Source organism: Parahaliea mediterranea, from assembly GCF_017255185.1.
GTDB lineage: Bacteria > Pseudomonadota > Gammaproteobacteria > Pseudomonadales > Halieaceae > JAFKCZ01.
The window spans coordinates 451,269-475,571 of record NZ_JAFKCZ010000001.1 but is presented as its reverse complement, the minus strand read 5'-3'; the positions used below and the strand labels follow the sequence as shown (position 1 = coordinate 475,571).

Genomic DNA, 24,303 nt, shown 5'->3' with positions numbered 1-24,303 from the left:
GAATGAATTCGACCCTACAGGGGAGGGGTTTTGTCGCTGTGGGGGCGGTTTCAGTCGGTTGGGGGTGGTATTTGGTCGAATGAATTCGACCCTACAGGGGGGGTGGTCTCGTTTTCCACCGTTGCGGCGGGGGCACGCTGGCGACCGCCGCCGGTGTCGAAAATACGGTCGAACTTCACCTCGGGGTCGTCCCAACCGCCTTGCACGCTATATACCGCGCTGGTCATGCGGTTCACCTGTTGCTCGAAAACCTTGCTGACCACAAACACCCCCGCGGCCACCGGCAGGCCCGCGGTGAGGGCCGCTACCCAGGGCAGGTTATTGGCGACCGGCAGCGTGGCCACCAGCTCACCATTCAGGGTGCGCTGTTCCACCGAGCTGACGGCACTGAGGGTGAAACTGCTGGAAGCCCCCTCGATCCTCACCGACGGCACCTCGATCGTTCCCGCGTTGAAAAGCATTTCGCCGTCGACATCGTTAAAGGGAATACCCGACTCAAACATATGGCTCAGGCTCAGGCGGCGCACGATTTCCGCCAGGTTGAGGATGCTCACCACGCGCAGGGTACCGGAGGTGCTGGCGGGCGCATCCAGAAAACGGCCGCGACCGACATCGATGCCGAGGCGCCCGTGGGCCCGGGCGAGCGCGAAGTCCTGCGGCCCCCCGGGCCAGTCCAGGGCCAGGTCGAAACGCCCCTCCTCGGTCTCCAGGATGTTCTCGTAATCCAGTTTTTCCAGCACCTCGCCCAGGTCGCCGAAGGCCAGACTGGCGGCGAGGCTGGTGCGCGGGGAGTCGCCGTATTGCCAGAGCAGTTCGGCTGGCGATTCCGGGGCCAGCGTCAGGCCCGCCACCTCGCCGGTGATCGACGCCGCGCGCACCGCCCAGGGCGTGCTGCGCAAATCGAAGGCCAGGTGGCCCAGCGGACGTCCGCCGTTGAACAGCGCGTCGACCTGCACCGACAACTGCGGCAGGGTGCGACGCTCGCCCTCGCGTCTGTCCCCGCCCTCTCCGCCCAGGCCCGACAGGCCCTGCAATTCCAGGTGACTGACATGCAGGGTCCCCCGATCGAGCCCCGGATCCAGTTCGAGCCTCCCCTGGAACCAGTCGCTTTCGGCCTCCACCGACCAGGCGCCAGCGGCCTCTTCCCGCGCGCCGACGATGACATCCCGCAGCTCCACACCCTCGAGGGACAGCGTATCCACCTGCAGGTTGTCCACGGCCAGTCGCGGCCGCCCGGCGGTCCGGCCACTGTCCGGCGATGGCAATCCCAGGCCTTGCACCAGGCTCCGCCACTGGCGAGAGTCCAGCAGCGGCGCGTGTCCGGAAACATTCAGGTAACCCGCGCGCGGCGCCGCCGCCGCGTCCTGCAGGGCGATTTCGCCGCCAGTCACCGCGCCCCGTTCATCCAACAGCAATGACACGTCCAGCCGGCGGGCGAGGCCCAGATCGAGCCGGCGGCTGGGGCCCGCCAGTTGCAGATCAAGGTCCAGTGGCACAACCTCCGGCGCGGCCTTGCCGATGGGCGGCGGCAGGGTGAGCGCCACCCCCTCGAGCGTCGACTGCACACTCAGCGTCGGCCGCGCTCCCGGCACCACCCGCAGCTGCGCCAGCGCCGGCGCGCCACCGCTGGCAAAGGGCCGCCCGGAAAGCCCCAGCCAGTCCTGCAGGGGCTCCGCGGAAATCCGCCCATCGAAGTCAATCCGCAGGGCGTCAACGTCCACCCGCCCCGCTTCACCGTCAGCGGCAACGGCCTGCAACTGTGCCCGCAAGCGCTCTCCCCACAGGGTTCCGACCAGCTCGCGGGAATCAAAACCGACGGCGGAGTCGTACAGAATCTCGCCGCTGATCCCGCTGACCGACAGGTCCAACGGCACCACTCCCAACTGGGCGTCCCGCAAGCGGGCCGACACCGCCACTCGCGGGCGCGGTCGATCCCCGGCGAGTTCCAGCTCCAGCGCCAACCGCGTCCGCAGCGCCCCCTCCAGTGTCCAGTCATCGAAGACATGGCCGCTGATATCGGCCAGCGGCGACTCCCGCACCAGGCGCGCGCCGTCCGCCGCCGGTCCCGTCATGCTCCCCGCCACCGCCAGGCGCATGCGCCCATCACCGGCCATCCAGGCCTCGGCCGAAAGCCGCTCCAGCTCGGAGTCATAAAGGCGCGCCCGGTCGGCCCAGACACTGACCGTGGCGTCGTCGATCAACACCAATCCATCCAGTCCGGCAAGGGGCGGCCAGTCTGGCTGGAAGGCCAGGGCGGTGTCGCGAACCGCGAAAAAGGACTGCACGGTGCGCAGCGGCGCCTCGCCCGGGCGCAAACTGCCACGCCACAGGAAGGCCCCCTGATCCACCGCGCCTTCACCCAGGCTGTCCCGCAACCAGGCGAGCAGATGCTTGTCGAGCATCGCCGGGAGGTATTTGTGGCGATGCTCCGCACTGGACTCGCTCAGCCCCACCAGCAGGTCCATCTCGACACCCGCCCGGGTTCGCTCGAAGGGCACATTGAGCCCAAACAGCGCCCGGGACGTACCCTCCTCGGCAGCGGCGGTAATCAGGCCGCTGTGCAGGGTTAACGCATCCGTCCCCCAGGCGATATCCACCGTCCCGTGGATATCGTCGTAGTCCAGGGAGTGATCGTAGACCGTGGGAAAGGCCATGCTGAAGTCGCGGCTGTCGAGGATGACCTGGCCACTGCCCGGCACCAGGCGCACAAAACCCTCGCCCGAGCGCACCCCGGGGGCCCCGCGCCAGGAATTGACGCGAAAGTCGCGAAAATTGGCCGCCAGCTGCCAGCCCCGCGCCGGCGCGCGCAGGTCATCGAGATTGAACTCGAGCCGCCCCAACTGACCGCCGGCGTCGAGGGTGGCGAGCGCCTCCGCCAGTTTGGGGTGAGTCGCGGGAAAAGCGGCGTACAGCGCGCTTACCGGCCCCAGCGGTACCTGCTCGCCCCGCAAGCGCAGGGAGTCGCCCCACAGGTCCAGCTGCAGTCGCGGCACCTCGAGGGCAATATCTCCCCGCGCGAGGGAGAGGTCGCGGGTAAATGCGGTCCAGCTGTTGTCCTCCCGCTGCAGGGTGGCCGCGAAGGCCAGCCGATCCAGGGGGAATTGCCAGCTGCCATCGGCGGCGGCCACGCGCACCCGCCGCCCGCTGAACCGGGTCTCCAGGTCGGGCTCGCCCTCCCGCCAGGACAACCATGTCTCCAGGTCCATCTCGCCACTGGCGGCGAGCGCGCGATCCCCGGGGGGCAGCCAGTCGGACAGTTTCGCGAGGTCGACGCCAGAGGCGTGAAGGTAGGCCTCCCCCTCCAGGGATTCGGGGTCGAAGGGATTGCCCAGGGCATGCGCCGCGAGGTCGATGCGGGCATCGCTTCCGTGGACCCGCAGATTGCCCACCAGCTCGCGCCGACCGCCATCGCGCGCCAGGCGCAAATCCAGGGCGAGATCGCGGCGTTCGCCACCGGGCAGGGATACCCGCAGCTGGTTATCGGTCAATGCCAGCTGCTCCATGTTGAGCACCAGGGCCCGCACCCACTGGCCAAGCTCGCCGCCCCCGCCGTCATAGCCCGGCAGCCGCAGGCGGCCGTCGCCCCCCAGCTCCAGCGGCAGTTCCAGCCCCGCCAGCTGCACGCGGCTGACCTGCAAACTGGCCTCCAGCAGGCTGCGCAGCACGTCCAGGCGCAGGCGCCCCTCGCGGAGCCGCACGGACACGTCGGGTTCGCGCTGCAACTGCAGGCGCAGGCCGCTCAGCACCAAATCCGGGCTGAAGGAGCGCCACTCCCCGGAAACCCGCTGCGCCGACACCTCGAAGGGCAGACGCCGGTTCAGTTCGGTCAGAATGGCTTGCTGATAGTCGCCCACCGCCCCCATCAACAGGCGCCCGCAACTGACGTAGACCGCCAGCAGGACGATCACCGCCACCAGCGAGCGCCACAACATTCTGGCCAGTTTATGTAGGAAGGCGTGTTCCAAAATCGTCTCGCGGTGTCCGCCACCAACCCCGCCGGGTTCGATGGCAAGGCCTCTTCGTTACCCTGTTAGAGCAGGACAATATCAAACTGTTCCTGACTGTAGTTGGGCTCGACCCGGAAACTGATGGTCTTGCCGGAGAATTCCTCCAGGTCCGCGACGTTGGCGGACTCCTCGTCCAGCAGACGATCCACCACCGACTGGCCCGCCAACACCGCCAGGTTGTCGTTGTCGTAGGCACGGGCGTCGCGCAGGATTTCCCGGAAAATTTCGTAGCACACCGTCTCCGCGGTTTTCAGCACCCCCCGCCCCTGGCAGACCGGGCAGTCCTCGCACAGGATATGCTCCAGGCTTTCCCGCGTGCGCTTGCGGGTCATCTCCACCAGCCCCAGGTCCGAAACCCCAGTGATCTTGTTGCGCGCCGGATCCCGCTGCATGGCTTTTTCCAGCGCGCGGTGCACCTGGCGCCGGTGTTCGGCATCCTGCATGTCGATGAAGTCGACGATAATAATGCCGCCGAGATTGCGCAGGCGCAGTTGCCTGGCCAGGGCGGTGGCCGCCTCGAGGTTGGTCTTGAAGATGGTTTCCTCAAGGTTGCGGCGGCCGACGAAGGAACCGGTGTTGACATCGATGGTGGTCATCGCCTCGGTCTGGTCGATAATCAGGTAACCGCCCGATTTCAGGTCCACCTTGCGCGCCAGGGCGCGCTGGATCTCCTCCTCCACGCCATGCAGGTCGAACAGCGGCCGCTCTCCGCGGTAGCACTCCAGCAACCCCGCCACCTCCGGCACATAGTCGCCACAGAAGGATTCCAGGGCGGCGAAGCTCTCCTGGCTGTCGATACGGATGCGCTCCACCCCCGGCCGGGCGAGGTCGCGCACCGTGCGCAGGTGCAGGGGCAGATCCTCGTACAGCAGTTCGGGACGGCTGGCGGCCTTGGCGCGACGGGTGACCGCGGCCCACAGGCGGCGCAGGAAGCGCAGGTCGGCGCGCAATTCGTCCTCGCCCACGCCCTCGGCGGCGGTGCGCAGAATGTAACCGCCGCTGTCCTGCATCTCTTCCGCCGCCAGCGCCGCGGCCAGCGCGCCCTGCAGGCGCGTGCGCTCGCCGGTGTCATCGATGCGCTGGGAAACACCCACGTGATCCGTCTGCGGCATGAACACCAGGTAGCGGGACGATACCGACAGCTGGGTGGTCAGGCGCGCGCCCTTGCTGCCCAGGGGCTCCTTGGTCACCTGGACCACCACCTTTTTGCCCTCGTGCAGGTGGTCGCGCACTTCGCTGCTCTGGCGACTGCGGTCCTCGCGGCCATTGCTGTCCAGGGGCACAATATCGGAAACGTGGATAAAACTGGCCCGCTCGGTGCCAATATCCACGAACGCCGCCTGCATGCCGGGGAGCACCCGCGCCACCCGGCCCGCATAGATGTTGCCGGCGATTCCGCGGCTGGTGCTGCGTTCGATGTGAATGTCCTGGGTGGCGCCGTTTTCCACCACCGCCACCCGGGTTTCCATCGGGGTCACATTGACCAGTATTTCCTCACTCACCAGAACCTCCCAAACCAGTGGGAATGCGATGCTCGCTCAGCAAACGCCAGGTCTCGGCCAGGGGCAAGCCCACCACGTTGCTGTAGCTGCCCTCGATGGCGTCCACCAACACCGCGCCCAGGCCCTGTATGCCATAGGCGCCGGCCTTGTCCCAGGGCTCCCCGGTGGCCAGGTAGGCCTCGCACAGGTCCCGGTCCAGGGTGGCGAAAGTCACCCGGGTGACCACCAGCCGCTCGCTGGACTCTTCGCCCCGGCACAGGCAGATCGCGGTCATTACCTCGTGGGTGCGGCCGCTGAGCCGGGCCAGCATGGCCAGGCCATCGAGCGCGTCGCGCGGCTTGCCCAGCACATCGCCGTCGATCACCACGGTGGTGTCGGCGGCCAGCACCGCGCACTCGCCGGAAGCCCCCGAGGCGACCGCCGCGGCCTTTTCCCTGGCCATGCGGCACACATAGTCGGCGGGACTCTCCCCCGGTTGCGGGGTCTCGTCGATGTCGGCCGCCCGCACGTCAAACGACACGCCGATTTGCCGCAGCAGTTCGCGGCGGCGCGGCGAGGCGGAAGCCAGGATCAATGCCATGTCAGGCCACCCGGTAATGGCGGCGCAGGCCGCGCAGGGTATGCAGGACCAACGGCCACAACAGGGCGCTGGTCAGGGCCGGCAAGAGGAACAGCAGCGAACGGGCGCCGACCCCCTCGAGGTTTTGAACCCACTGGCAAATGAGCTGGTGAATACCGATGAGCAAAAAGACGATCCCCGATTGCTGCCACAGGCTGAATACCCGCAAGCGTTGATACAGCGCCACCGACAGCAGCGCCAGCACGGCCAGGGCAAAGGTATTCTGGCCCAGCACCGCTCCCTCAAGCAGATCCATGGCCATGCCGGCGAAGACCGCGACCACCACCCCGACACGGTGTGGCAAGGCAATACACCAGTACACCAGCACCAGGGCGATCCACTCCGGACGGCCCCACACCAGCCATGCCGGCAGCGGTATTACCGCCAACACCGCGGCGGTGAACAGACTTGCCAGCACCACCCAGTAGCCATGGGCGCCCCCCTCGACCATCAACCTTCACCCTGCGCGGCGGTGAACACCAGCAACACGTGACGGCTGCGGTCCAGGGCCGCGGTGGGCTGGGCGCGAATACGGGCAAAGGCGTGGCCCGGGTCGCGTTCCACCGAGGTGACGATGGCCACCGGATAGCCAACGGGGAAGCGCCCCCCGAGGCCGGAGCTGACCAGCAGGTCGCCCTCGCGGATGTCGGTGGTGGCGGAGACGTGGTGCACCTCCAGGGCGGCAAGACTGCCGGTCCCCTCGGCAATCGCCCTCACGCCATTGCGATTGACCTGCACGGGTATGGCGTGGGTGACGTCGGTGATCAACAGTACCCGGGAGGTGAATGCGCTGACCTCGACCACCTGCCCCATCAGCCCGTCGGCATCGATCAGGGGCTGGCCGACATAGACCCCCTCGCCGGCGCCCTTGTTGAGTACCACCTGCTGGCGCACCGGGTCCGGGGACACGCCGATCAATTCCGCCACCAGCACGTCGTCCCGCAACAGGGCGGTGGAGTTGAGCAGCGCGCGCAGGCGAATGTTCTCCGCCTGCAGGGAGGCCATTTGCTGGGTCCGCCCCTCGAGGATGAGGTTCTCACGGCGCAGGCGTTCGTTGTCCTCCTGCAGGGTGCCGCGGGAGACGATATGGGTCTCCTGCCACTGGGACAGACGGCTGGGAATGTCGGCCACCCAATAGACCGGGGTCACCAGCGTGTCCAACAGGGCACGGGTGCGATCGAGGCTATTGAAATGCAGATCGGCGGTGATCAGCCCGGCCACCACCAGGGTGGTCAACAGGACGCGCAGCCCGAGATGCGACTCTTTGACGAATAACGGCTTGATATCGGCTCCCTAAAGCCGGAGGGGTAACAACCCGTCAACCCGGCTCCTGCTTACTCGGTAGACAGCAGGTCGATAGTATGCCGATCCATGCGCTCCATTGCACGGCCGCCGCCGCGGGCGACGCAGGTCAGGGGGTCGTCGGCGACGATGACCGGCAAACCGGTTTCCTCGGACACGAGCCGATCCAGGTCGCGCAGCAGGGCGCCGCCCCCGGTGATCACGATGCCGCTCTCGGCGATATCCGCCGCCAGCTCCGGCGGCGATTGCTCCAGGGCCAACTTGACCGATTGCACGATGGACGACAGCGGGTCCTGTAGCGCCTCGAGAATCTCGTCGCTGTTCAGGGTAAAACTGCGCGGCACACCCTCGGCCAGGTTGCGGCCGCGCACGTCGATCTCGCGCAGCTCGCTACCGGCGAAGGCGCAGCCGATCTCCTGCTTGATGCGCTCGGCGGTGGCGTCGCCGATCAGGCTGCCGTAGCGGCGCCGCACGTGCGACACGATGGCTTCATCGAAGCGATCGCCGCCAATGCGCACCGAGTCGCGGTACACCACGCCGTTGAGGGAAATAATGGCGATCTCGGTGGTGCCGCCGCCGACATCCACCACCATGCAGCCGGTGGCCTCTTCCACTTGCAAGCCGGCACCGATGGCCGCGGCCATGGGCTCCTCGATAAGGCGAACCTCCCGCGCGCCGGCGCTGAGCGCCGATTCGCGAATCGCCCGGCGCTCGACCTGGGTCGACATGCAGGGCACGCACACCAGCACCCGGGGGCTGGGGCGGATAAAGCGGCTCTCGTGCACCTTGGCGATAAAGTGCTGGAGCATTTTCTCGGTCACCTGGAAATCGGCGATGACGCCGTCCTTGAGGGGACGGATCGCGGTGATATTGCCCGGCGTCCTGCCCAGCATGCGCTTGGCTTCGGTGCCTACCGCTTCGATGGTTTTCTGGCCGTTGTGGATGCGAATCGCCACGACCGAGGGCTCGTCGAGCACTATGCCTTTGTCGCGGACGTAGATGAGGGTGTTGGCGGTGCCCAGATCTATCGAGAGATCATTGGAGAACACTCCGCGCAGTTTTTTCAGCATTAACGTTTACTACCTTGTGAGTACAACGGGACGCTCCATCGAAAAGGAGCTTTGCAAGCACCCTACCTGCCGCCTCCCGGCCGAGAACTGCCCTGAAATTGGGGCGGCGAATTCATTATTCTTCGGCGTACGGATAATCCGGCAACTCTACCAATCGCGGGGATTTTGGGCAAGGCGCAAATATGATAAGTTTACGCCCCCGCGGCTGTTCGCAGCCCTATCCCACCGCTGTTGGAGACCGGAACCGAAGCCATGTCGGATACGTCGACCAAACCGTCCATTGACCCGGACGAAATCGAGAAAATCGCCACCCTGGCGCGCATTCGCATCGCCGGGGACCAGGTGGCCGGGGTAACCCATCGCATCGCCGATATCCTGGCCATGGTGGATACCCTGCAGGCCGCCGACACCACTGACGTCGAGCCCATGGCCAACCCCCTCGACGCCGTCCAGACGCTGCGCGCGGACGAGGTCACCGAGACCAACCGCCGGGAGGCCTTCCAGGCCATCGCTCCGGCGGTGGAGAACGGCCTGTACCTGGTTCCCAAAGTCATCGAATAGCCCCCGCCGCCCCAGGACACGATTTATGCACAACCAGACTGTCGCCCAGCTCGCCCGCGGGCTGCGCGAGAAGCAATTTTCCAGCGTCGAGGTGACCCGCCACCTGCTCGAGCGGATCGCCGGGCTCGACGCCCAGTACAACAGTTTCATCACCACCTGCGAGGACGCCGCGCTGGCCAGCGCCCGGGCCGCCGACGACAGGCTGGCCGCCGGCGACGCCGGTCCGCTGACCGGCATCCCCCTGGCGCACAAGGACATTTTCTGCACCAGCGGGGTTCGCACCAGCTGCGGTTCGCGCATGCTGGACAATTTTGTGCCGCCCTACGACGCCACCGTCGTGGAACGGCTGCGGGACGCGGGCACCGTGACCCTGGGCAAGACCAACATGGACGAGTTCGCCATGGGCTCCTCCAACGAAAACAGCTACTACGGCGCGGTCAAGAACCCCTGGGACACCAACTGCGTGCCGGGGGGCTCCTCCGGCGGCTCCGCCGCCGCGGTGGCCGCGGGCCTGGTACCCGCGGCCAGCGGCACCGATACCGGCGGCTCGATCCGCCAGCCAGCGGCGTTTTGCGGCATCACCGGACTCAAGCCGACCTACGGCCGGATTTCGCGCCTGGGCATGGTGGCCTTCGCCTCCAGCCTGGACCAGGCGGGCCCGATGGCCCGCACGGCCGAGGACTGCGCCCTGCTGTTGGAGGCCATGGCCGGCCACGACCCCAGGGACTCCACCAGCGTCAATCGCCCGGTACCGGACTATTGCGCCGACCTGGACAAGCCCCTGGAAGGCCTGCGCATCGGCCTGCCGAGGGAGTATTTCGGCGAGGGCCTGCAGGCGGCCACCGGGGATTGCATACAGGCGGCCCTGAAAGAGCTGGAAAACCAGGGGGCGAGCCTGGTCGAGGTGTCGCTGCCCAACAGCCACCTGACCATTCCCACCTACTACATCATCGCCCCGGCGGAGGCCTCCACCAACCTGTCGCGTTACGACGGGGTGCGCTACGGCTATCGCTGTGACAACCCGGCGGATCTCGACGACCTCTACACCCGCACCCGCGAGGAGGGCTTTGGCGACGAGGTCAAACGCCGCATCCTGGTGGGCACCTACGCCCTGTCCGCCGGCTACTACGACGCCTACTACCGCAAGGCCCAACAGGCCCGGCGCCTGATCCGCGACGACTTCCTCGCCTGCTTCGAGCAGGTGGACGTCATCGCCGGCCCCACCACCCCGGGTCCGGCCTTTGGCCTGGGAGAAAAAAGCGACGATCCGGTGGCCATGTATCTCGAGGACGTCTATACCCTGGCGGTCAACCTGGCCGGCCTGCCCGGCATGTCGGTGCCCGCGGGCCTGGTCGAGGGCAAGCCGGTGGGCCTGCAGCTGATCGGCCGCCACTTCGAGGAAGCGCGCCTGCTCAATACCGCGCACCGCTTCCAGCAGGCCACCGACTGGCACACCCGCGCACCCAGCCAGGGAGGGAACGCCTGATGCAATGGGAACCCGTGATTGGCCTGGAGGTCCACCTGCAGCTGGCCACCCGGTCGAAGATTTTCTCCGGCTCGCCGACCACCTTCGGCGCAGAGCCCAACACCCAGGCCTCCGCCGTGGACCTGGCGATGCCCGGCATGCTGCCGGTGCTCAATGAGCAGGCGGTGCGCTTCGCGGTGATGTTCGGCCTGGGAATCGGCGCCGAGATCGGCAAGCGCTCGGTGTTCGACCGCAAGAACTACTTTTACCCGGACCTGCCCAAGGGCTACCAGATCAGCCAGTTCTCCGACCCCGTCGTCGGCCGGGGCCACTTCGAGATCCAGCTGGAGGACGGCAGCAGCCGCGAGATCGGCATTACCCGCGCCCACCTGGAGGAGGACGCCGGCAAGTCCCTGCACGAGGACTTCCACGGCCAGACCGGCATCGACCTGAATCGCGCCGGCACGCCGCTGCTGGAGATCGTCAGCGAGCCGGATCTGCGCAACGCCGCCGAGGCGGTGGCCTACCTGAAGGCGCTGCACAGTCTGGTCACCTACCTCGGCATCTCCGATGGCAACATGGCCGAGGGCTCGATGCGCTGCGACATCAACATCTCCCTGCGCCCCGCCGGTAGCGATACGCTCGGCACCCGGGCGGAGATCAAGAACGTCAACTCCTTCCGCTTTGTGGAAAAGGCCATCCAGCACGAGATCGACCGCCAGTCGGACATTCTCGATGACGGCGGCCAGGTGGTGCAGGAAACCCGGCTCTACGACGCCGATCGGAACGAGACCCGGCCGATGCGCTCCAAGGAAGTCGCCAACGACTACCGCTACTTCCCGGAACCGGACCTGCTGCCGGTGGTACTGGAAGATGCCTGGATCGAGGCGGTGCGCGAGACCCTGCCGGAACTGCCCTGGGAAAAGCGCCACCGCTTCGCCAACCAATACCAGCTCAACGACTACGACGCCGGCGTCCTCGCCGCCAGCCGCCCGCTGGCGGACTACTTCGAGGCGGTGGCCCGCGATGCGGGCGACGCCAAGATCGCCGCCAACTGGGTGCAGGTGGAACTGCTGGGCCGCCTGAACCGCGACGAACGCGGCATCGAGAGCTGTCCGGTACCCGCGACGCACCTGGCGCAGCTGATCCAACGCATCCTCGACAACAGCATCTCCGGCAAGATCGCCAAGCAGGTATTCGAGGCCATGTGGGCCGGCGAGGGCGACGCCGATACCGTCATCGCCGCGCGCGGCCTGAAGCAGGTGTCGGACACCGGCGAGCTGGAGGCGATGGTGGACCAGGTGATTGCCGGCAGCGCCGCCCAGGTGGAACAGTACCTGGCGGCGGACGAGGGCAAGCGCAAAAAGCTGGTCGGCTATTTCGTGGGGCAGGTGATGAAGCTGTCCAAGGGGCAGGCCAATCCGCAGGTGGTCAATGAACTGCTGGCCAGGAAACTCGGCTGACCTCCGCCCCTGTAGGGTCGAATTCATTCGACCACAGCAGCGGCGCAATGAATTGCGCCCTACAGGGAGGAACGCCCACCTCGCGCAGGGTCGAATTCATTCGACCACAACAGCGGCGCAATGAATTGCGCCCTACAGGGGGAACGCCCACCCCGCGTAGGGTCGAATTCATTCGACCACAACAGCGGCGCAATGAATTGCGCCCTACAGGGAGGAACGCCCACCCCGCGTAGGGTCGAATTCATTCGACCACAACAGCGGCGCAATGAATTGCGCCCTACAGGGGGGAACGCCCACCTCGCGTAGGGTCGAATTCATTCGACCACAACAGCGGCGCAATGAATTGCGCCCTACAGGGAGGAACGCCCACCTCGCGTAGGGTCGAATTCATTCGACCACAACAGCGGCGCAATGAATTGCGCCCTACAGGGAGGAACGCCCACCTCGCGTAGGGTCGAATTCATTCGACCATAACTGCGGCGCAGTGAATTGCGCCCTACTGAACAGGTAAGCAACACCATGAAAAAAGACAAGGAAAAGGTCATCGATGAAGTCTGGACCGAGGACCATGTCCGCGGCTTCCTAGACGTGCGCGCCCACGACGGCGGCAGCGACGACTTCCACATGCTGCTCAAGGCCTACCAAAGCATGCGCGCCTCGGACTTCGAGCTGTTCGTCAAGTTCTTCCAGGAACAGGGCCGCGACGTCAACGCCACCGGCCTCGATGGCCACAGCGTGCTGGCCATCGTCGACGAACACCGCCACGGCGCCGAATACGCGGAAATTCTGCGCGCCGCCGGTGCGAGCTAGCTGAATCGGTCGTAGGGCACCCGCCCCTTCATGAAGCGCTCGCGGTTCTCGCGCTTTTTCTCCTCGCTCTTGCGCAGCAGGATATACAGCGCACCGGTGCCGCCGTGGCGGGGCTGGGCGCTGTGGAAGGCCTGCACCGCCTCCAGGTCCCGCAACCAGGCATTGACGTAGCCCTTGAGCACGGCGGAGCGCTCCCGCTCGGGCTTGCGCTCGCCCTTGCCGTGCACCAGCAACACGCTGCGCAGGCCGAATTCGCGGCACTGCTCGATAAAATCGAACAACTCCCGGCGCGCCACGGCCACCGTCATGCGGTGCATATCCAATCGCGCCTCGTGCTCGTAGCGACCCTGTTTCAGTTTGCGAAACACGCCGTTCTGCACCCCGGGGCGCTTGAAGTCGAGTACGTACCAGGCATCGAGCGGCGCGATCTCCCGGTCGCTGAGACTGTTGCGGTCCACGGCGGAATCCGTCACCGCGGCGTGGCGGCGATGGGCGAGGGAGCCGTCGCGCCCCTCCGGGCCCGAGTTGCGCGGTATCCGCTCCTCGCGCCTCAGCGGCACCACCCCCGCCATCTCCTGCTCAAATAACTCGTGCTCGTCGTCAGCCATCCGCATCACCCAAACCCGGCCGCCAAATACCGGTGAGAATTGGCGGCCATGTCCGGTATTATAACGCCTACACTGTAGCAGGTAAGCCAGAGTGAACAGCGAAGCCAGCACACAATTCTGCCCCTTGTGCGACGGGGCCAACCATTGCGCCCTCGGCGCTGGCGGGACCATCGAGACCTGCTGGTGCCAGGGGGCGCGGATCGACCCCGGCGCCCTGGCGGCTATCCCGGCCGCCGAGCGGGGCCAGCGTTGCCTGTGCCCCAACTGCGCGGCACCCAAAACCACCGCCCACCCGGCGAAAGGAGTCACGAGTGAAAGGTAATGCCCTACAGGGCGCGGGTTACCTCCTGCAGGGAGCCCGCCTGCTGACCCACCCCCGCCTGCGCCTGTTTGTGATCGTCCCGCTAGCGATCAACATCCTGATCTTCGCCTCGCTGTTCGGCGCCACCTACGCCTACCTCGACAGCGTTCTCGACAGCTGGATGAGCGCCATTCCCGACTGGCTGGCCTTCATCGAATGGATCATTTGGCCGCTGTTGGTGCTGGTGTTCAGCCTAGTCGCCGGCTACACCTTCACCGCCCTGGCCCTGCTGATTGCGTCGCCCTTCAATTCGCTGCTGGCGGAGAAGGCCGAGGAATTGATCACCGGCCGGGAAGTGGCTGGCCTCGAGGGCCTGGGGGCGGCGCTGATGGAACTCCCCCGCGCCGTTGTGCGCGAGCTGGCCAAGCTGCTGTACTACCTGCCGATGGCGGTCTTTGTGCTGATTTTGAGCTTCGTTCCCGGGATCAACGCCCTGTCCCCACTGCTGTGGTTCCTGCTCGGCGCCTGGATGATGAGCATCCAGTTTGTCGACTACCCGATGGACAACCACCGCCTGAGCTTCGCCGACGTCAAGGAGGCGGTGCGCAGCCGGCGCCTGTCGAGCATGGGCTTCGGTGGCCTGGTGGCGCTGTGCACGGGCATCCCGGTGGTGAACTTCTTCGTGGTGCCCTCGGCGGTGGTGGGCGCCACCTTGCTGTGGAGCAGGGAGCTGGCGCCCGGCGGACGGCTGGTCGAATGAATTCGACCCTATAGGGAATCGAGCCGGGCTGGCCGATGGTCGAATGCATTCGACCCTACAGGGAATCGAGCCGGGCTGGCCGATGGTCGAATGAATTCGACCCTACAGTGGCGCCAAATCTGTAGGGCGGAGGGCCTGCCCCTCTTTTCGGGCACAGCGGGCCCCTCGACCCCACAGGGCGCCGATCAGGTCAGCAGGTCTGCCGGCGGGTGGGTGCACTCCAGGCGATCGCCCAGCAGGGCCTCGATATCCGGCAACAGGAAGGCGTCGTCCTCGCTGGCGAAGCTGATGGAGGTTCCCGTGGCGCCGGCGCGGCCGGTGCGGCCGATGCGGTGCACGTAATCCTCGGGATCCTCCGGCAGGTTGTAGTTCACCACGTGGCTGACACCGTCGACGTGGATGCCGCGGCCGGCCACGTCGGTGGCCACCAATACCTTTAATTCCCCGCTTTTGAACTGCTCCAGGGTACGGGTGCGCTTGGCCTGGGGCACCTCGCCAGAGAGGATGCCGGCGGAGACGCCGGCCTTGCGCAAGCGCTCGTGCAGGCGCCTAACCTGGTCGCGGCGGTTGGCGAACACAATGACGCTGTTGGCCTCGGGGCTGCGCAGCAGGTTGGTCAGCACCCGGTAGCGCTGCTGGCTGCTCACCAGGTAGACCTTCTGGTCCACGCTGTCGGTGGCCACGTGTTCCGGCTCGATCTCCACCTTGACCGGGTGATAGGTCCACTGCTCGGACAGGTTGATGATGTCCTGGGTAAAAGTGGCGGAAAACAGCAGGGTCTGCCGGTCTTCCTTGCGCGGGGTGGCGCGCACGATGCGCTTCACCTGGGGGATAAAGCCCATGTCCAGCATCCGGTCCGCCTCGTCCAGCACCAGGATTTCCACCCGGTCGAGGAACAGGTCCCGACGGCTCATGAAATCGATCAGGCGACCCGGCGTGGCCACCACCAGGTCCACCACCTCGCGGTTCAGCCGGTTCAACTGCTTCTGGTAGTCCATACCGCCAATCAGGGTGACGGTATTCAGGCCGGTGTGCTTGCCCAGGTCGCTGGCGTCGGCGGCAATCTGCATCACCAGCTCGCGGGTCGGCGCGATCACCAGGGCCCGGGGCTCGCCGAGGAATCGCTCCCCCTCCCCCGGGTGGCACAGCAGATCGTTGAACACGGTGATCAGGAAGGCGGCGGTTTTGCCGGTTCCGGTCTGGGCCTTGCCGATGGCGTCGTGCCCCTGCAGTGTGTGCGGCAATACCGAAGCCTGGATCGGCGAGCAGTACTTGAAGCCCAGCTCGGCGATGCCGTGCATCAGCTCATCGCGCAGGCCCAGGTCGTGAAAGCGGGTTTCGCCCTCTTTCGGCTCCACCGGAAAATCGTCGATGGTCCAGCTACTCACCTCGGGCCTCGGCTGCCGCTTGCGCTTGCGGTTGCGGCTGTTGTTTTTGCGTGCCTGCTGGCCCGGCGGACTGGAGGGCGCGGCCTGGTTGCCGCGCTGCTCCGCCGCACGGGCACTCTGCTCCTCCGGGGAAGCGGTTTTGGGCCGGGACTTTTCCGTGCCGGCCAGTCGACCCACGAGACTCTTGATCACAAAGATTCCTGCTACTGCTCAAAAAACGCGCTAGTCTACCACCTTTGGCGACCTGTAGCAGGCCATTGCAACCCGGCCCCGCGGCAAAATTCGGTCGCTGGCGACGGGCGGCCACCTGCTCAGCGGGGCGGATACAGGCGCGACAGGTAGTAATCCGCACTCACATAGCGCCCGCCGCCGGTGAACAACAGGCTCAGCAACATAATGAAATAGGTGACCGCGAACTCGATACCGTTGTTGAGTACCACGAAATTACCCTTCTCGGTGAGCCAGCGGTAGTTGCCGTGCTCCTGCAGGATATCCTTGGCCGCCCCCAGGCGTACCGCCACGTCCTGCGCGCTGGAGTCGGCGATGGCCGCCCAGCCGTTGCCCCAGTGCACCGCCACTGCCGCCACCACCATGGTGACCATTAGCGGAATACTGACCCATCGCACGGCCAGCCCTACCAACAGCAGCAGGGCGCCGATGACCTCGGTGTAGGCCGCCAGATGGGCCATCAGCGAGGGCAGCGGCAGGCCGAGACCCCACTCGCTATTGCCGAACCACTCGATGGTGCTGTCCATGCTTCTGATTTTTTGCGTGCCGGCCATCCAGAACACCGGTACCAGATACAGCCGCAGGGCCAGTGGAGCCAGCCCGTCGAGATGCTGCAGACGGGGAAACAGGGCGTCGTGCAGCGCGTAATAGGCGCGTGCCAGTGCGTTCATGCGGGCTCCCAATAGGCGGTCATTGGCTGTTGTGACAATGTTACCCGGGGAAAGTTGCCAGGTACTAGCGACACGCCGCACAGTCGGGGCAGCCGGGCCGCGGGGCAATCGACAGACGGCGGACTTCGAGGGAGGCCAGATCCAGAACCAGCAGCCCCCCCACCAGCGCCTCGCCATAGCCCGCCAGCAGCTTCAGCGCCTCCATCGCCTGCAGGCTGCCCAGCACCCCCACCACGGGGCCCAACACCCCGCTCTCGCTGCAACTGAGAGCGGTAGCGGCGCCGGCCTCCGGGTAGAGACAGCGATAGCAGGGGCCGCCGGCGGCCGGGTGGAATACCGCGATCTGGCCCTCGGCGCGCACCGCGGCGGCGGACACCAGCGGCACCCCGGCGGCGATACAGGCGCGATTCAGGGCATGGCGCGCCGGGTAGTTGTCGGTGCAGTCCACCACCAGGTCGACACCGCGCGCCAGCTCGCGCAGACGCGGCTCCGACAGTCGTTCGGCGATCACCTCCACGGCCACGTCAGGGTTGCGCGCCGCCACCGCGGCGGCGGCGGAGGCCGCCTTATTGGTGCCGAGACCCGCCTGGGTGTGCGCCAGCTGGCGCTGCAGATTACTCAGCTCCACGCGGTCATCGTCGGCCAGCAGCAGGCGGCCGACCCCGGCACCCCCAAGGTACAGGGCGACCGGACTGCCCAGCCCCCCCAGTCCCACCACCAGCACCGAGGCCGCCAGCAGGCGCTCCTGGCCGGCGATGTCGAAGCCCGGCAGCAAAATCTGCCGGGCGTACCGCGCCAGCTGTTCGTCACTGAGCACGGCGACGCCCCCCAGTAATCCGCTCCAGGCCGCCCAGGTCGCGCCGGGTGTTCACCGCCTCGAACCCCGCCTGCCGCAGCAGCGCGCGCACCGGCTCGCCCTGGTCGCAGCCGTGCTCCAACAACAGGTAGCCCCCGGGGAGGATGTAGGCGGGGGCATTCCGGGCGATGTGGGACAAATCGTCCAGCCCCTCCGGTCCCGCCGCCAATGCGGACCGGGGCTCGAAGCGCACATCGCCCCGCGCGAGGTGGCGATCGCCGGCTTCGACGTAGGGCGGGTTGCTCACCACCAGATCGAACCGCTCTCCGGCCAGGGGCGCGAACCAGCTTCCCTCCAGCAGGCGCACCCGCCCGGGACACAGGCGCTCGGCATTGCGCCCGGCAACGGCCAGGGCGGCGGCGCTGGCGTCGGTGGCGGTGACCGCCCACCGCGGCCGCTCCGTCGCCAGCGCCAGCGCGATGGCCCCGCTGCCGGTGCCCAAATCGGCCACCCGGGCGATATCGGGCAGTGGCAATTCAAGCGCCCAGGCGACCAGGGTTTCGGTATCCGGCCGCGGAATCAGGGTATCCGCGGTGACCTCCAGCTCCAGCGACCAGAAGTCACGCCGGCCGGTGAGGTGGGCTACCGGGTGGCCCGCCGCCCGCCGCGCCATCAGCTCGCGGTAGCGCGCCTCGATCGCGGGGTCGACGTTTTTTTCCGGCCAGGTATAGAGCCAGCTGCGGGGCTTGTCCAGGCAGTGGCAGAGCAGGACTTCCGCGTCCAGGGCGGCGCTGTCGGAATCCAGGCCGGCGGCCAGGCCAAGCAGGCCCCGCACGGTACTCACGGCGCGCGCCTCACTGCTCCGACAGGGCGGCGAGCTGGTCCGCCTGATACTCCTGGCGCAAGGGCGCGATGATCGCGTCCAGGTCACCCTGCATGACTTCGTCCAGCTTATACAGGGTCAGGTTGATGCGGTGATCGGTGACCCGCCCCTGGGGAAAGTTGTAGGTGCGGATGCGATCGGAGCGGTCGCCGCTGCCGACCAGGTTGCGGCGCTCCTCGGCCTGCTCCGCGGCCTGCTTGTCCTGGGCACTGCTGAACAGCTTGGCCTGCAACAGGGACATCGCGCGCGCCCGGTTCTTGTGCTGGGAGCGCTCGTCCTGGCACTCGACCACGATGCCCGAGGGCAGGTGGGTAATGCGCACCGCCGAATCGGTCTTGTTCACGTGCTGGCCACCGGCGCCAGAGGCGCGGTAGGTATCCACGCGCAGGTCCGCCTTGTTGATATCCACCTGGTCCACCTCCTCGGCCTCGGGGAGGATCGCCACGGTACAGGCGGAGGTATGGATGCGCCCCTGGGACTCGGTCTCCGGCACCCGCTGCACACGGTGCGCCCCGGATTCGAATTTCAGGTGTGCGTAGACATCGCGGCCCTCCACCCGGGTGATCAACTCCTTGTAGCCCCCGTGCTCGCCGGGGCGCTCGGACAACACCTCGATGCGCCAGCCCATGCGCTCGCCGTAGCGGGAGTACATACGGAACAAGTCCCCGGAAAAGATCGCCGCCTCGTCCCCCCCGGTACCGGCGCGAATCTCCAGGAACACGTTGTTGGAGTCGCGGGGGTCCCGCGGCAGCAGCAGGGTCTGCAATTCGCGTTCCAGCGCCTCCAGCCGCTCGCCGCCACTGGCCAGTTCCTCTTCCGCCATGGCCACCAGGTCCGGATCGCTCTCCGCCAGCATGGCGCGGGCGTCCTCGAGGTCGCCGCGCACCCGGCGGTAGTCGCCGTAGCATTTGACCACGGTTTCCAGCTCGGCGTACTCCCGGGACAGATCCCGGAAACGGTTCTGGTCGGCGATGGTCTCGGCGTCGCCCAGCAGGGCCGCCACTTCCTCGTGGCGGTCGGTGAGGGTATCCAGTTTGCTCAGCAGGGAGGCTTTCATTGCAGGGTGCGTCTCGTCGGTACAGTGGACTCCGCCGGATTGTCGCCCGTCGGGGCGCCGGCCGCCGGTTCTTTCGGTGCCGGGCTATCGGCCCCGGCGGACCCGGGGATGTCTTCGTCGCTATCACTGGCGGCGCCGGGGGCATCCAGGCCCAACAGCCGCCGGGCACCCGCCAGCAGGTCCTCGCGCCCCTCCAGGCTGGCCCGCTTGAGGCCGGCGGTGGGGGCGTGAATGAGTTTATTGGTAATGCCACGGGCCAGTTTCGCCAGCACCACCTGGGGCTCCTCGCCCCGCGCCAGGGCACCCAGGGCGCGATCCAGCTCGCGCTGGCGCAGGAGCTCGGCCATCCGCCGGTATTCCTTCACCGAATCCACCGCCGCCAGACTGCGCAGTTCCTCCTGGTGGGCGCGCACGCCCTCGGCGATCATCAGGTCCGCCTTGCGCGCCTCGCTCTGGCGGCTGCGCAGGTTCTGGTCCACGATCTCGCGCAGGTCGTCGACGCTGTACAGGTATACGTCGCGCAGATCGCCGACTTCCGGCTCGATATCCCGGGGCACCGCGATATCCACCATCAGGATCGGGCGGTGCTTGCGCGCCTTGACGGCGCGCTCCACCGCGCCCTTGCCGAGGATCGGCAACTGGCTCGCGGTGGAGGTGATCACGATGTCGGCCCGCGCCAGCTGATCGGGGATCTCGGCCATCAGCACCGCCTCGGCGCCGAAGCGATGGGCCAGGTCCCTGGCGCGGCCCAGCGTGCGGTTGGCAATGGTAATACCGCGCACGCCGGCCTCGATCAGGTGCCGGGTCACCAGCTCGATCGTCTCCCCGGCGCCCACCAACAGCGCGTTGCAGGCACTCAGGTCGGTAAAGATATGCCCGGCCAGGTCCACCGCGGCATAGGCCACCGATACCGGGTTTTCGCCAATGGCGGTGTCGGTGCGCACACGCTTGGCCAGCGCGAATACGCGCTGGAACAGGCGGTTGAATTCGGCCCCCACCACCCCGGTGTCCACCGCCACGGCGAAAGCCGACTTGAGCTGGCCGAATATCTGCGGCTCTCCCAGCACCATCGAATCCAGCCCGCTGGCGACACGCACCACGTGCTCCAGGGCATTCGCGCCACAGTGGCTGTAGGCGGCCGCGTGCAATTCCTCCGCCGACAGATGGTGGTATCCCGCCATCCAGTCGATAATCGCTTTCGCCTGCGCGGACAGCGCCCCGGCCTCGCTGGTCTGGGCGTAGACTTCGGTGCGGTTGCAGGTGGAGAGAATAACCGCGTCCTCCACTCCCGGCAGGGCACACAGTTCCTCCAGCGCCTCGCCGACCTGTTCCGGCGCGAAGGCCACGCGTTCGCGCACCTCGAGGGCGGCGGAATTGTGGTTGATACCCAGGGCGAGAAAATTCATCGTCGGTCAGGCGCCGCTCCGGCGGGCCGGATGGCGGCGATGGTCCTTTGGCAAAATGGCGCGCACCATAGCATATCCAGGGGAAATTTCCCGTAATTCTAACAAGTTACAGGGCAAAATATAGCGCTCTCGGGCGGAACCGGCAGCCCCGGCCAGGGTCTGAATCCGGTAGGTTTACGCCAGCGCTTGTGTCATGATTGGACCGTATCGCCGATGTCTGGACTGTTCCCCGCCATGCCCCGTTTGCTAATCGCCGCCAGCCTGCTCGCGCTCCTGGGCGCCTGCGCCACCACGCCGGAACCCCGGGGGCCCGACACCGCCGAGCGCCAGGCCATCAAACCGGAGGCCGAGCCCCCGGCTCCGCCCGAGCGGGCGATCCCCGAGGACGCCCTCTACCCCCTGCTGGTGGCGGAGTTTGCCCTGCGGCGCCAGGCCTACGACGTAGCCCTGGAACAGTACATGACGCTGGCGGAAACCTTGCGCGACCGCGGCGTCAGCGCCCACGCCACCCATATCGCCCAGTACCTGCAACGGGAGCCCGAGGCCCTGGCGGCGGCCCTGCTGTGGGTCGAGCTGGAACCCGGCAACCTGGAGGCCAACAACACCCTCGCCACCCTGCTGGCCCGCGACGGCCGCACGCCCGAGGCCCTGGACCACCTGGCGGTGATCGCCCGCGGCGGCAAGAAGGCCAACTTCCCCATCGTGCTCAACCGCTTTCGCCAGCTGGACCGGGCCGAGCAACAACAACTGGTCGCCGGACTGGAGTCGCTGTCGGACGAATTCCCGGGCAGCGCCTCGCTGCTACTGACCCGCGCCCTCGCCTATGACGAGCTGGAAGACAACGCCCGCGCCCTGGACACCCTCGCGATCCTGTTCGAGCAATCGCCCTACCAGTACCAGGCCCTGCTGCTGGAAGCCAAGCTGCTGCTGGAGCAGGAGGACGAGGCCCCCTTTGCGCGCATCGAATCGGCCCTGGAAGCCGAGCCCGACAACAACAAGCTGCGCCTGCAGTACGCCCGCCTGCTCACCCGCAGCGATATCGCCGCGGCCCGCGGTCAATTCGAGATCCTGTCAGCCCGCGCGCCCCGGGACGGCGACCTGCTGTTCTCCCTGGCCCTGATCAACCACGAAGCGGGCGACGACCTCACCGCCAAAGCCTACCTGCGGCAGTTGCTGGACCTTGGGCAGCGCACCGACGAGGCCCACTACTACCTCGGCCGCATCGCCGAGAAAGACGGGCAGCTGCAGGAAGCGGTCGAGTCCTATATGGCCGTCACCGAGCCAGACAGCCCGGATTTCTTCAGCGCCAAGGGGCGCATCGGCCGCATCCTGCTGGACGGCGGCCAGCCGGAACGCGCCCGCGCCCTGTTCAACGACCTGCGCCGGGACCACCCCGACGCCGACGAGCGCCTCTACGCCCTGGAGGCCGAGCTGCTGATGAGTGCCGGCCGCGCCTCGGAGAGCATGGCGCTGCTGAACCGGGCACTGAGCGAGCTCCCCGAATCCACCGCCCTGCGCTACAGCCGCTCCATTCTCGGCGAGAAGCAGGGCAACCTGGCGCTGATGGAGAGCGACCTGCGCACCATTCTCGAGAACGACCCGAATAACGCCACCGCGCTCAACGCCCTGGGGTACTCCCTCGCCAACCGCACCCAGCGCTACCAGGAAGCCCACGACCTCATCGCCCGAGCCCTGGAACTGGAACCGGAGGAACCCGCCATCCTCGACAGCATGGGCTGGGTGCTGTACCGCCTGGGTCGGTACGACGAGGCCCTGCCCTACCTGGAGCGTGCCTACCGCGCCTTCCCGGACCCCGAAGTGGCGGCCCACCTGGGCGAAGTCCTGTGGGTCTCCGGCAATGCCGAGCGGGCCCGGGAGGTGTGGCGAGACGCGCTGGAGAAAGCCCCCTCCCACGAGATCCTGGTCAGCACCATCCAGCGCTACGACGTAAGCATGCTGCAAAGCGCCCCGTGATACCGCGACTGGCCACCCTGCTGCTGCTGGCACTGCTGACGGCCTGCGCCACCACGCCCGCCCCGCAGGGCGCGGACACGCCCTGGGAAGAGCGCGCCCGAGACCTGCGCCAGCTGGCCCACTGGCAGGCCGAGGGCAAACTGGCGCTGCGCAACGACGAACAGGCGGAATCCGCCACCCTGCTGTGGCGCCAGGCGGGGCGCGACACCGAGCTGCAACTCAGCGGCCCCCTGGGCATGGCCGCCACACGCATCCACAGCGACGGGCAGACCCTGGAAATCCAGCGCGACGGGGATTTCCAGGTCATCGACATCTCCACCCCCCGGGCCGTGCGACTCAATACCGGCTGGGACCTTCCCCTGGCCTCCCTGCCATACTGGATGAAAGGCGTCCCCTATCCCGGTACCGAACCCGAGGCCATGGCGGTGGAGCAGCACCTGTTGCGCAGCCTGGAACAGGACGGCTGGCGGGTCAGTTTCGAGGCCTACGGCCAGTTTGGCCGCTACACCCTGCCCACCCGGCTGCGGGTCGAGCGCGGCGGGACCCGGGCGAAACTGGTCATTCGCCAATGGCAGACGGGGGAGCCGGGGTGACGGAACCGCTGAAGCTGCTGTCGCCGGCCAAACTGAACCTGTTCCTGCACATTACCGGCCGGCGCGCGGACGGCTACCACCAGTTACAGAGCGTGTTCCAGCTGCTGGACTACGGCGACACCCTGGACTTCGAGGCGAACCACAGCGGCTCGGTGACGCTCGCCGGGGACGACCTGGGCCTGGCCCCGGAACACAACCTGATCACCCGGGCCGCCGCCCTGCTGCAATCCGGCGACCGGGGCGCGCATATCCGGGTTCACAAGCGCATTCCGACGGGCGGGGGCCTGGGCGGCGGCAGCTCCAACGCCGCCACCACATTGCTGGCGCTCAACCACCTGTGGCGCCGCGGCCACAGCAACGCCGAACTGCAACGCATGGGCCTGCGACTGGGCGCCGATGTACCGGTGTTTGTCGCCGGTCACAGCGCCTGGGCCGAAGGCGTGGGCGAGCAACTCAGCCCGCTGGAACTGCCCCCGCGCTGGTACCTGGTCATCCACCCCGGGTGTCATGTCGGCACCGGAGAAATTTTTTCCGACCGGCAATTGACAAGGGACAGTCCGCCAATCACAATAGCGGCCTTTTTTAGGGGGGGATCCCGGAACGACTGCCAGGACACAGTCGCCAAACGCTACCCAGAGGTAGCCAAGGCGTTGAAATGGCTGGCAAATTTCGGGAATTCCAGGCTGACCGGAACCGGCGCATGCGTGTTTGCCGAGTTCTCCAGCGAAACGGAAGCGCGGGCGGTCCTGAACCGGGTGCCAGCGCAGTGGACCGGCTTCGTAGCCCGCGGGCTCAACCGGTCACCGGTACTGGACGCCCTGCCCTGATCAACGAATAAC

General features: G+C 67.1%; 22 protein-coding genes. 9 read left to right on the top strand and 13 right to left on the bottom strand.

Annotation, left to right across the window (positions count from 1 at the left end; translation table 11 throughout):
* Positions 1–50 precede the first annotated feature (50 nt).
* The 6 genes from JYP50_RS01955 to JYP50_RS01930 all read right to left on the bottom strand — a co-directional run bounded on the left by JYP50_RS01955 (position 51) and on the right by JYP50_RS01930 (position 8,500).
* Complete coding sequence (locus JYP50_RS01955) at positions 51–3,965, bottom strand: YhdP family protein (protein WP_206558763.1); 3,915 nt, start codon at positions 3,963–3,965, stop codon at positions 51–53.
* A 65-nt stretch (positions 3,966–4,030) separates the two neighbouring features.
* Complete coding sequence (gene rng / locus JYP50_RS01950) at positions 4,031–5,509, bottom strand: ribonuclease G (RefSeq protein WP_206558762.1); 1,479 nt, start codon at positions 5,507–5,509, stop codon at positions 4,031–4,033.
* Complete coding sequence (locus tag JYP50_RS01945) at positions 5,502–6,089, bottom strand: Maf family protein (RefSeq protein WP_206558761.1); 588 nt, start codon at positions 6,087–6,089, stop codon at positions 5,502–5,504. Before JYP50_RS01945 ends, rng begins: the two co-directional genes overlap by 8 nt.
* Position 6,090: 1 nt before the next feature.
* Positions 6,091–6,579, bottom strand: a complete 489-nt coding sequence (gene mreD, locus JYP50_RS01940; protein WP_206558760.1) for a rod shape-determining protein MreD — start codon at positions 6,577–6,579, stop codon at positions 6,091–6,093.
* Positions 6,579–7,412 carry a rod shape-determining protein MreC gene (gene mreC, locus JYP50_RS01935; protein ID WP_206558882.1) on the bottom strand — a complete coding sequence of 278 codons (834 nt, stop codon included), beginning with the start codon at positions 7,410–7,412 and terminating at the stop codon, positions 6,579–6,581. Before mreC ends, mreD begins: the two co-directional genes overlap by 1 nt.
* A gap of 50 nt (positions 7,413–7,462) precedes the next feature.
* A complete protein-coding gene (locus JYP50_RS01930; RefSeq protein ID WP_206558759.1) occupies positions 7,463–8,500 on the bottom strand; it encodes a rod shape-determining protein in 1,038 nt (345 codons plus the stop codon).
* A 252-nt stretch (positions 8,501–8,752) separates the two neighbouring features.
* Between JYP50_RS01930 and gatC the strand changes: the two genes are divergently transcribed.
* The 4 genes from gatC to JYP50_RS01910 all read left to right on the top strand — a co-directional run bounded on the left by gatC (position 8,753) and on the right by JYP50_RS01910 (position 12,799).
* Positions 8,753–9,061, top strand: coding sequence for an Asp-tRNA(Asn)/Glu-tRNA(Gln) amidotransferase subunit GatC (gatC, locus tag JYP50_RS01925; RefSeq protein WP_206558758.1), 309 nt, complete (start codon positions 8,753–8,755; stop codon positions 9,059–9,061).
* Between the two features lie 25 nt (positions 9,062–9,086).
* Positions 9,087–10,547, top strand: coding sequence for an Asp-tRNA(Asn)/Glu-tRNA(Gln) amidotransferase subunit GatA (gene gatA, locus JYP50_RS01920; protein WP_206558757.1), 1,461 nt, complete (start codon positions 9,087–9,089; stop codon positions 10,545–10,547).
* Positions 10,547–11,989 carry an Asp-tRNA(Asn)/Glu-tRNA(Gln) amidotransferase subunit GatB gene (gene gatB, locus JYP50_RS01915; protein ID WP_206558756.1) on the top strand — a complete coding sequence of 481 codons (1,443 nt, stop codon included), beginning with the start codon at positions 10,547–10,549 and terminating at the stop codon, positions 11,987–11,989. The genes gatA and gatB overlap by 1 nt, the downstream gene beginning before the upstream one ends.
* Positions 11,990–12,508: 519 nt before the next feature.
* Positions 12,509–12,799 carry a PA4642 family protein gene (locus tag JYP50_RS01910; RefSeq protein ID WP_206558755.1) on the top strand — a complete coding sequence of 97 codons (291 nt, stop codon included), beginning with the start codon at positions 12,509–12,511 and terminating at the stop codon, positions 12,797–12,799.
* Here JYP50_RS01910 and smrA read toward each other — a convergent pair.
* A complete protein-coding gene (gene smrA, locus JYP50_RS01905) occupies positions 12,796–13,407 on the bottom strand; it encodes a DNA endonuclease SmrA (RefSeq protein WP_206558754.1) in 612 nt (203 codons plus the stop codon). The two genes, JYP50_RS01910 and smrA, sit on opposite strands and share 4 nt — an antisense overlap.
* Positions 13,408–13,498: 91 nt before the next feature.
* Here smrA and JYP50_RS22230 point away from each other — a divergent pair, with 91 nt between their 5' ends.
* A complete protein-coding gene (locus JYP50_RS22230; protein ID WP_206558753.1) occupies positions 13,499–13,729 on the top strand; it encodes a cysteine-rich CWC family protein in 231 nt (76 codons plus the stop codon).
* Positions 13,719–14,468: a sulfate transporter CysZ gene (gene cysZ / locus JYP50_RS01895; RefSeq protein WP_206558752.1), complete on the top strand. Its 750-nt coding sequence runs from the start codon at positions 13,719–13,721 to the stop codon at positions 14,466–14,468. Before JYP50_RS22230 ends, cysZ begins: the two co-directional genes overlap by 11 nt.
* 185 nt (positions 14,469–14,653) lie before the next feature.
* Here cysZ and rhlB read toward each other — a convergent pair whose 3' ends face one another.
* From rhlB to hemA, 6 genes are all read right to left on the bottom strand, one after another.
* Positions 14,654–15,826, bottom strand: coding sequence for an ATP-dependent RNA helicase RhlB (rhlB, locus tag JYP50_RS01890; RefSeq protein WP_431311284.1), 1,173 nt, complete (start codon positions 15,824–15,826; stop codon positions 14,654–14,656).
* Between the two features lie 341 nt (positions 15,827–16,167).
* Positions 16,168–16,755 (bottom strand): HvfX family Cu-binding RiPP maturation protein, encoded by a 588-nt coding sequence (locus tag JYP50_RS01885; protein WP_206558751.1) that lies wholly within the window; start codon positions 16,753–16,755, stop codon positions 16,168–16,170.
* Positions 16,756–16,819: 64 nt separating this feature from the next.
* Positions 16,820–17,572, bottom strand: coding sequence for a molybdopterin-synthase adenylyltransferase MoeB (locus tag JYP50_RS01880; RefSeq protein WP_206558750.1), 753 nt, complete (start codon positions 17,570–17,572; stop codon positions 16,820–16,822).
* Entirely contained in the window at positions 17,562–18,395 is an 834-nt protein-coding gene (gene prmC / locus JYP50_RS01875; RefSeq protein WP_206558749.1) for a peptide chain release factor N(5)-glutamine methyltransferase, read from the bottom strand. Before prmC ends, JYP50_RS01880 begins: the two co-directional genes overlap by 11 nt.
* 10 nt (positions 18,396–18,405) lie before the next feature.
* Positions 18,406–19,491, bottom strand: coding sequence for a peptide chain release factor 1 (prfA, locus tag JYP50_RS01870; RefSeq protein ID WP_206558748.1), 1,086 nt, complete (start codon positions 19,489–19,491; stop codon positions 18,406–18,408).
* On the bottom strand, positions 19,488–20,897 hold the full coding sequence (gene hemA, locus JYP50_RS01865) for a glutamyl-tRNA reductase (RefSeq protein ID WP_206558747.1): 1,410 nt from the start codon (positions 20,895–20,897) through the stop codon (positions 19,488–19,490). The genes prfA and hemA overlap by 4 nt, the downstream gene beginning before the upstream one ends.
* 213 nt (positions 20,898–21,110) lie before the next feature.
* On the opposite strand from hemA, the gene JYP50_RS01860 reads away from it, so the two are divergent.
* Genes JYP50_RS01860 through ispE form a run of 3 tightly spaced genes read left to right on the top strand, consistent with a single transcriptional unit; the run spans position 21,111 to position 24,291 of the window.
* Positions 21,111–22,871: a tetratricopeptide repeat protein gene (locus JYP50_RS01860; protein ID WP_206558746.1), complete on the top strand. Its 1,761-nt coding sequence runs from the start codon at positions 21,111–21,113 to the stop codon at positions 22,869–22,871.
* Positions 22,868–23,464, top strand: coding sequence for a lipoprotein insertase outer membrane protein LolB (gene lolB / locus JYP50_RS01855; protein ID WP_206558745.1), 597 nt, complete (start codon positions 22,868–22,870; stop codon positions 23,462–23,464). The genes JYP50_RS01860 and lolB overlap by 4 nt, the downstream gene beginning before the upstream one ends.
* On the top strand, positions 23,461–24,291 hold the full coding sequence (ispE, locus tag JYP50_RS01850; RefSeq protein ID WP_347136702.1) for a 4-(cytidine 5'-diphospho)-2-C-methyl-D-erythritol kinase: 831 nt from the start codon (positions 23,461–23,463) through the stop codon (positions 24,289–24,291). The genes lolB and ispE overlap by 4 nt, the downstream gene beginning before the upstream one ends.
* Positions 24,292–24,303: the final 12 nt, after the last annotated feature.

Coding starts and splice junctions, on each gene's coding strand:
- JYP50_RS01945 (WP_206558761.1), bottom strand. CDS start 6,089: ATGGCATTGATCCTGGCTTCCGCCTCGCCGCGCCGCCGCGAACTGCTG.
- mreD (WP_206558760.1), bottom strand. CDS start 6,579: ATGGTCGAGGGGGGCGCCCATGGCTACTGGGTGGTGCTGGCAAGTCTG.
- JYP50_RS01930 (WP_206558759.1), bottom strand. CDS start 8,500: ATGCTGAAAAAACTGCGCGGAGTGTTCTCCAATGATCTCTCGATAGAT.
- gatC (WP_206558758.1), top strand. CDS start 8,753: ATGTCGGATACGTCGACCAAACCGTCCATTGACCCGGACGAAATCGAG.
- gatA (WP_206558757.1), top strand. CDS start 9,087: ATGCACAACCAGACTGTCGCCCAGCTCGCCCGCGGGCTGCGCGAGAAG.
- gatB (WP_206558756.1), top strand. CDS start 10,547: ATGCAATGGGAACCCGTGATTGGCCTGGAGGTCCACCTGCAGCTGGCC.
- JYP50_RS01910 (WP_206558755.1), top strand. CDS start 12,509: ATGAAAAAAGACAAGGAAAAGGTCATCGATGAAGTCTGGACCGAGGAC.
- smrA (WP_206558754.1), bottom strand. CDS start 13,407: ATGGCTGACGACGAGCACGAGTTATTTGAGCAGGAGATGGCGGGGGTG.
- JYP50_RS01885 (WP_206558751.1), bottom strand. CDS start 16,755: ATGAACGCACTGGCACGCGCCTATTACGCGCTGCACGACGCCCTGTTT.
- prfA (WP_206558748.1), bottom strand. CDS start 19,491: ATGAAAGCCTCCCTGCTGAGCAAACTGGATACCCTCACCGACCGCCAC.
- hemA (WP_206558747.1), bottom strand. CDS start 20,897: ATGAATTTTCTCGCCCTGGGTATCAACCACAATTCCGCCGCCCTCGAG.
- JYP50_RS01860 (WP_206558746.1), top strand. CDS start 21,111: ATGTCTGGACTGTTCCCCGCCATGCCCCGTTTGCTAATCGCCGCCAGC.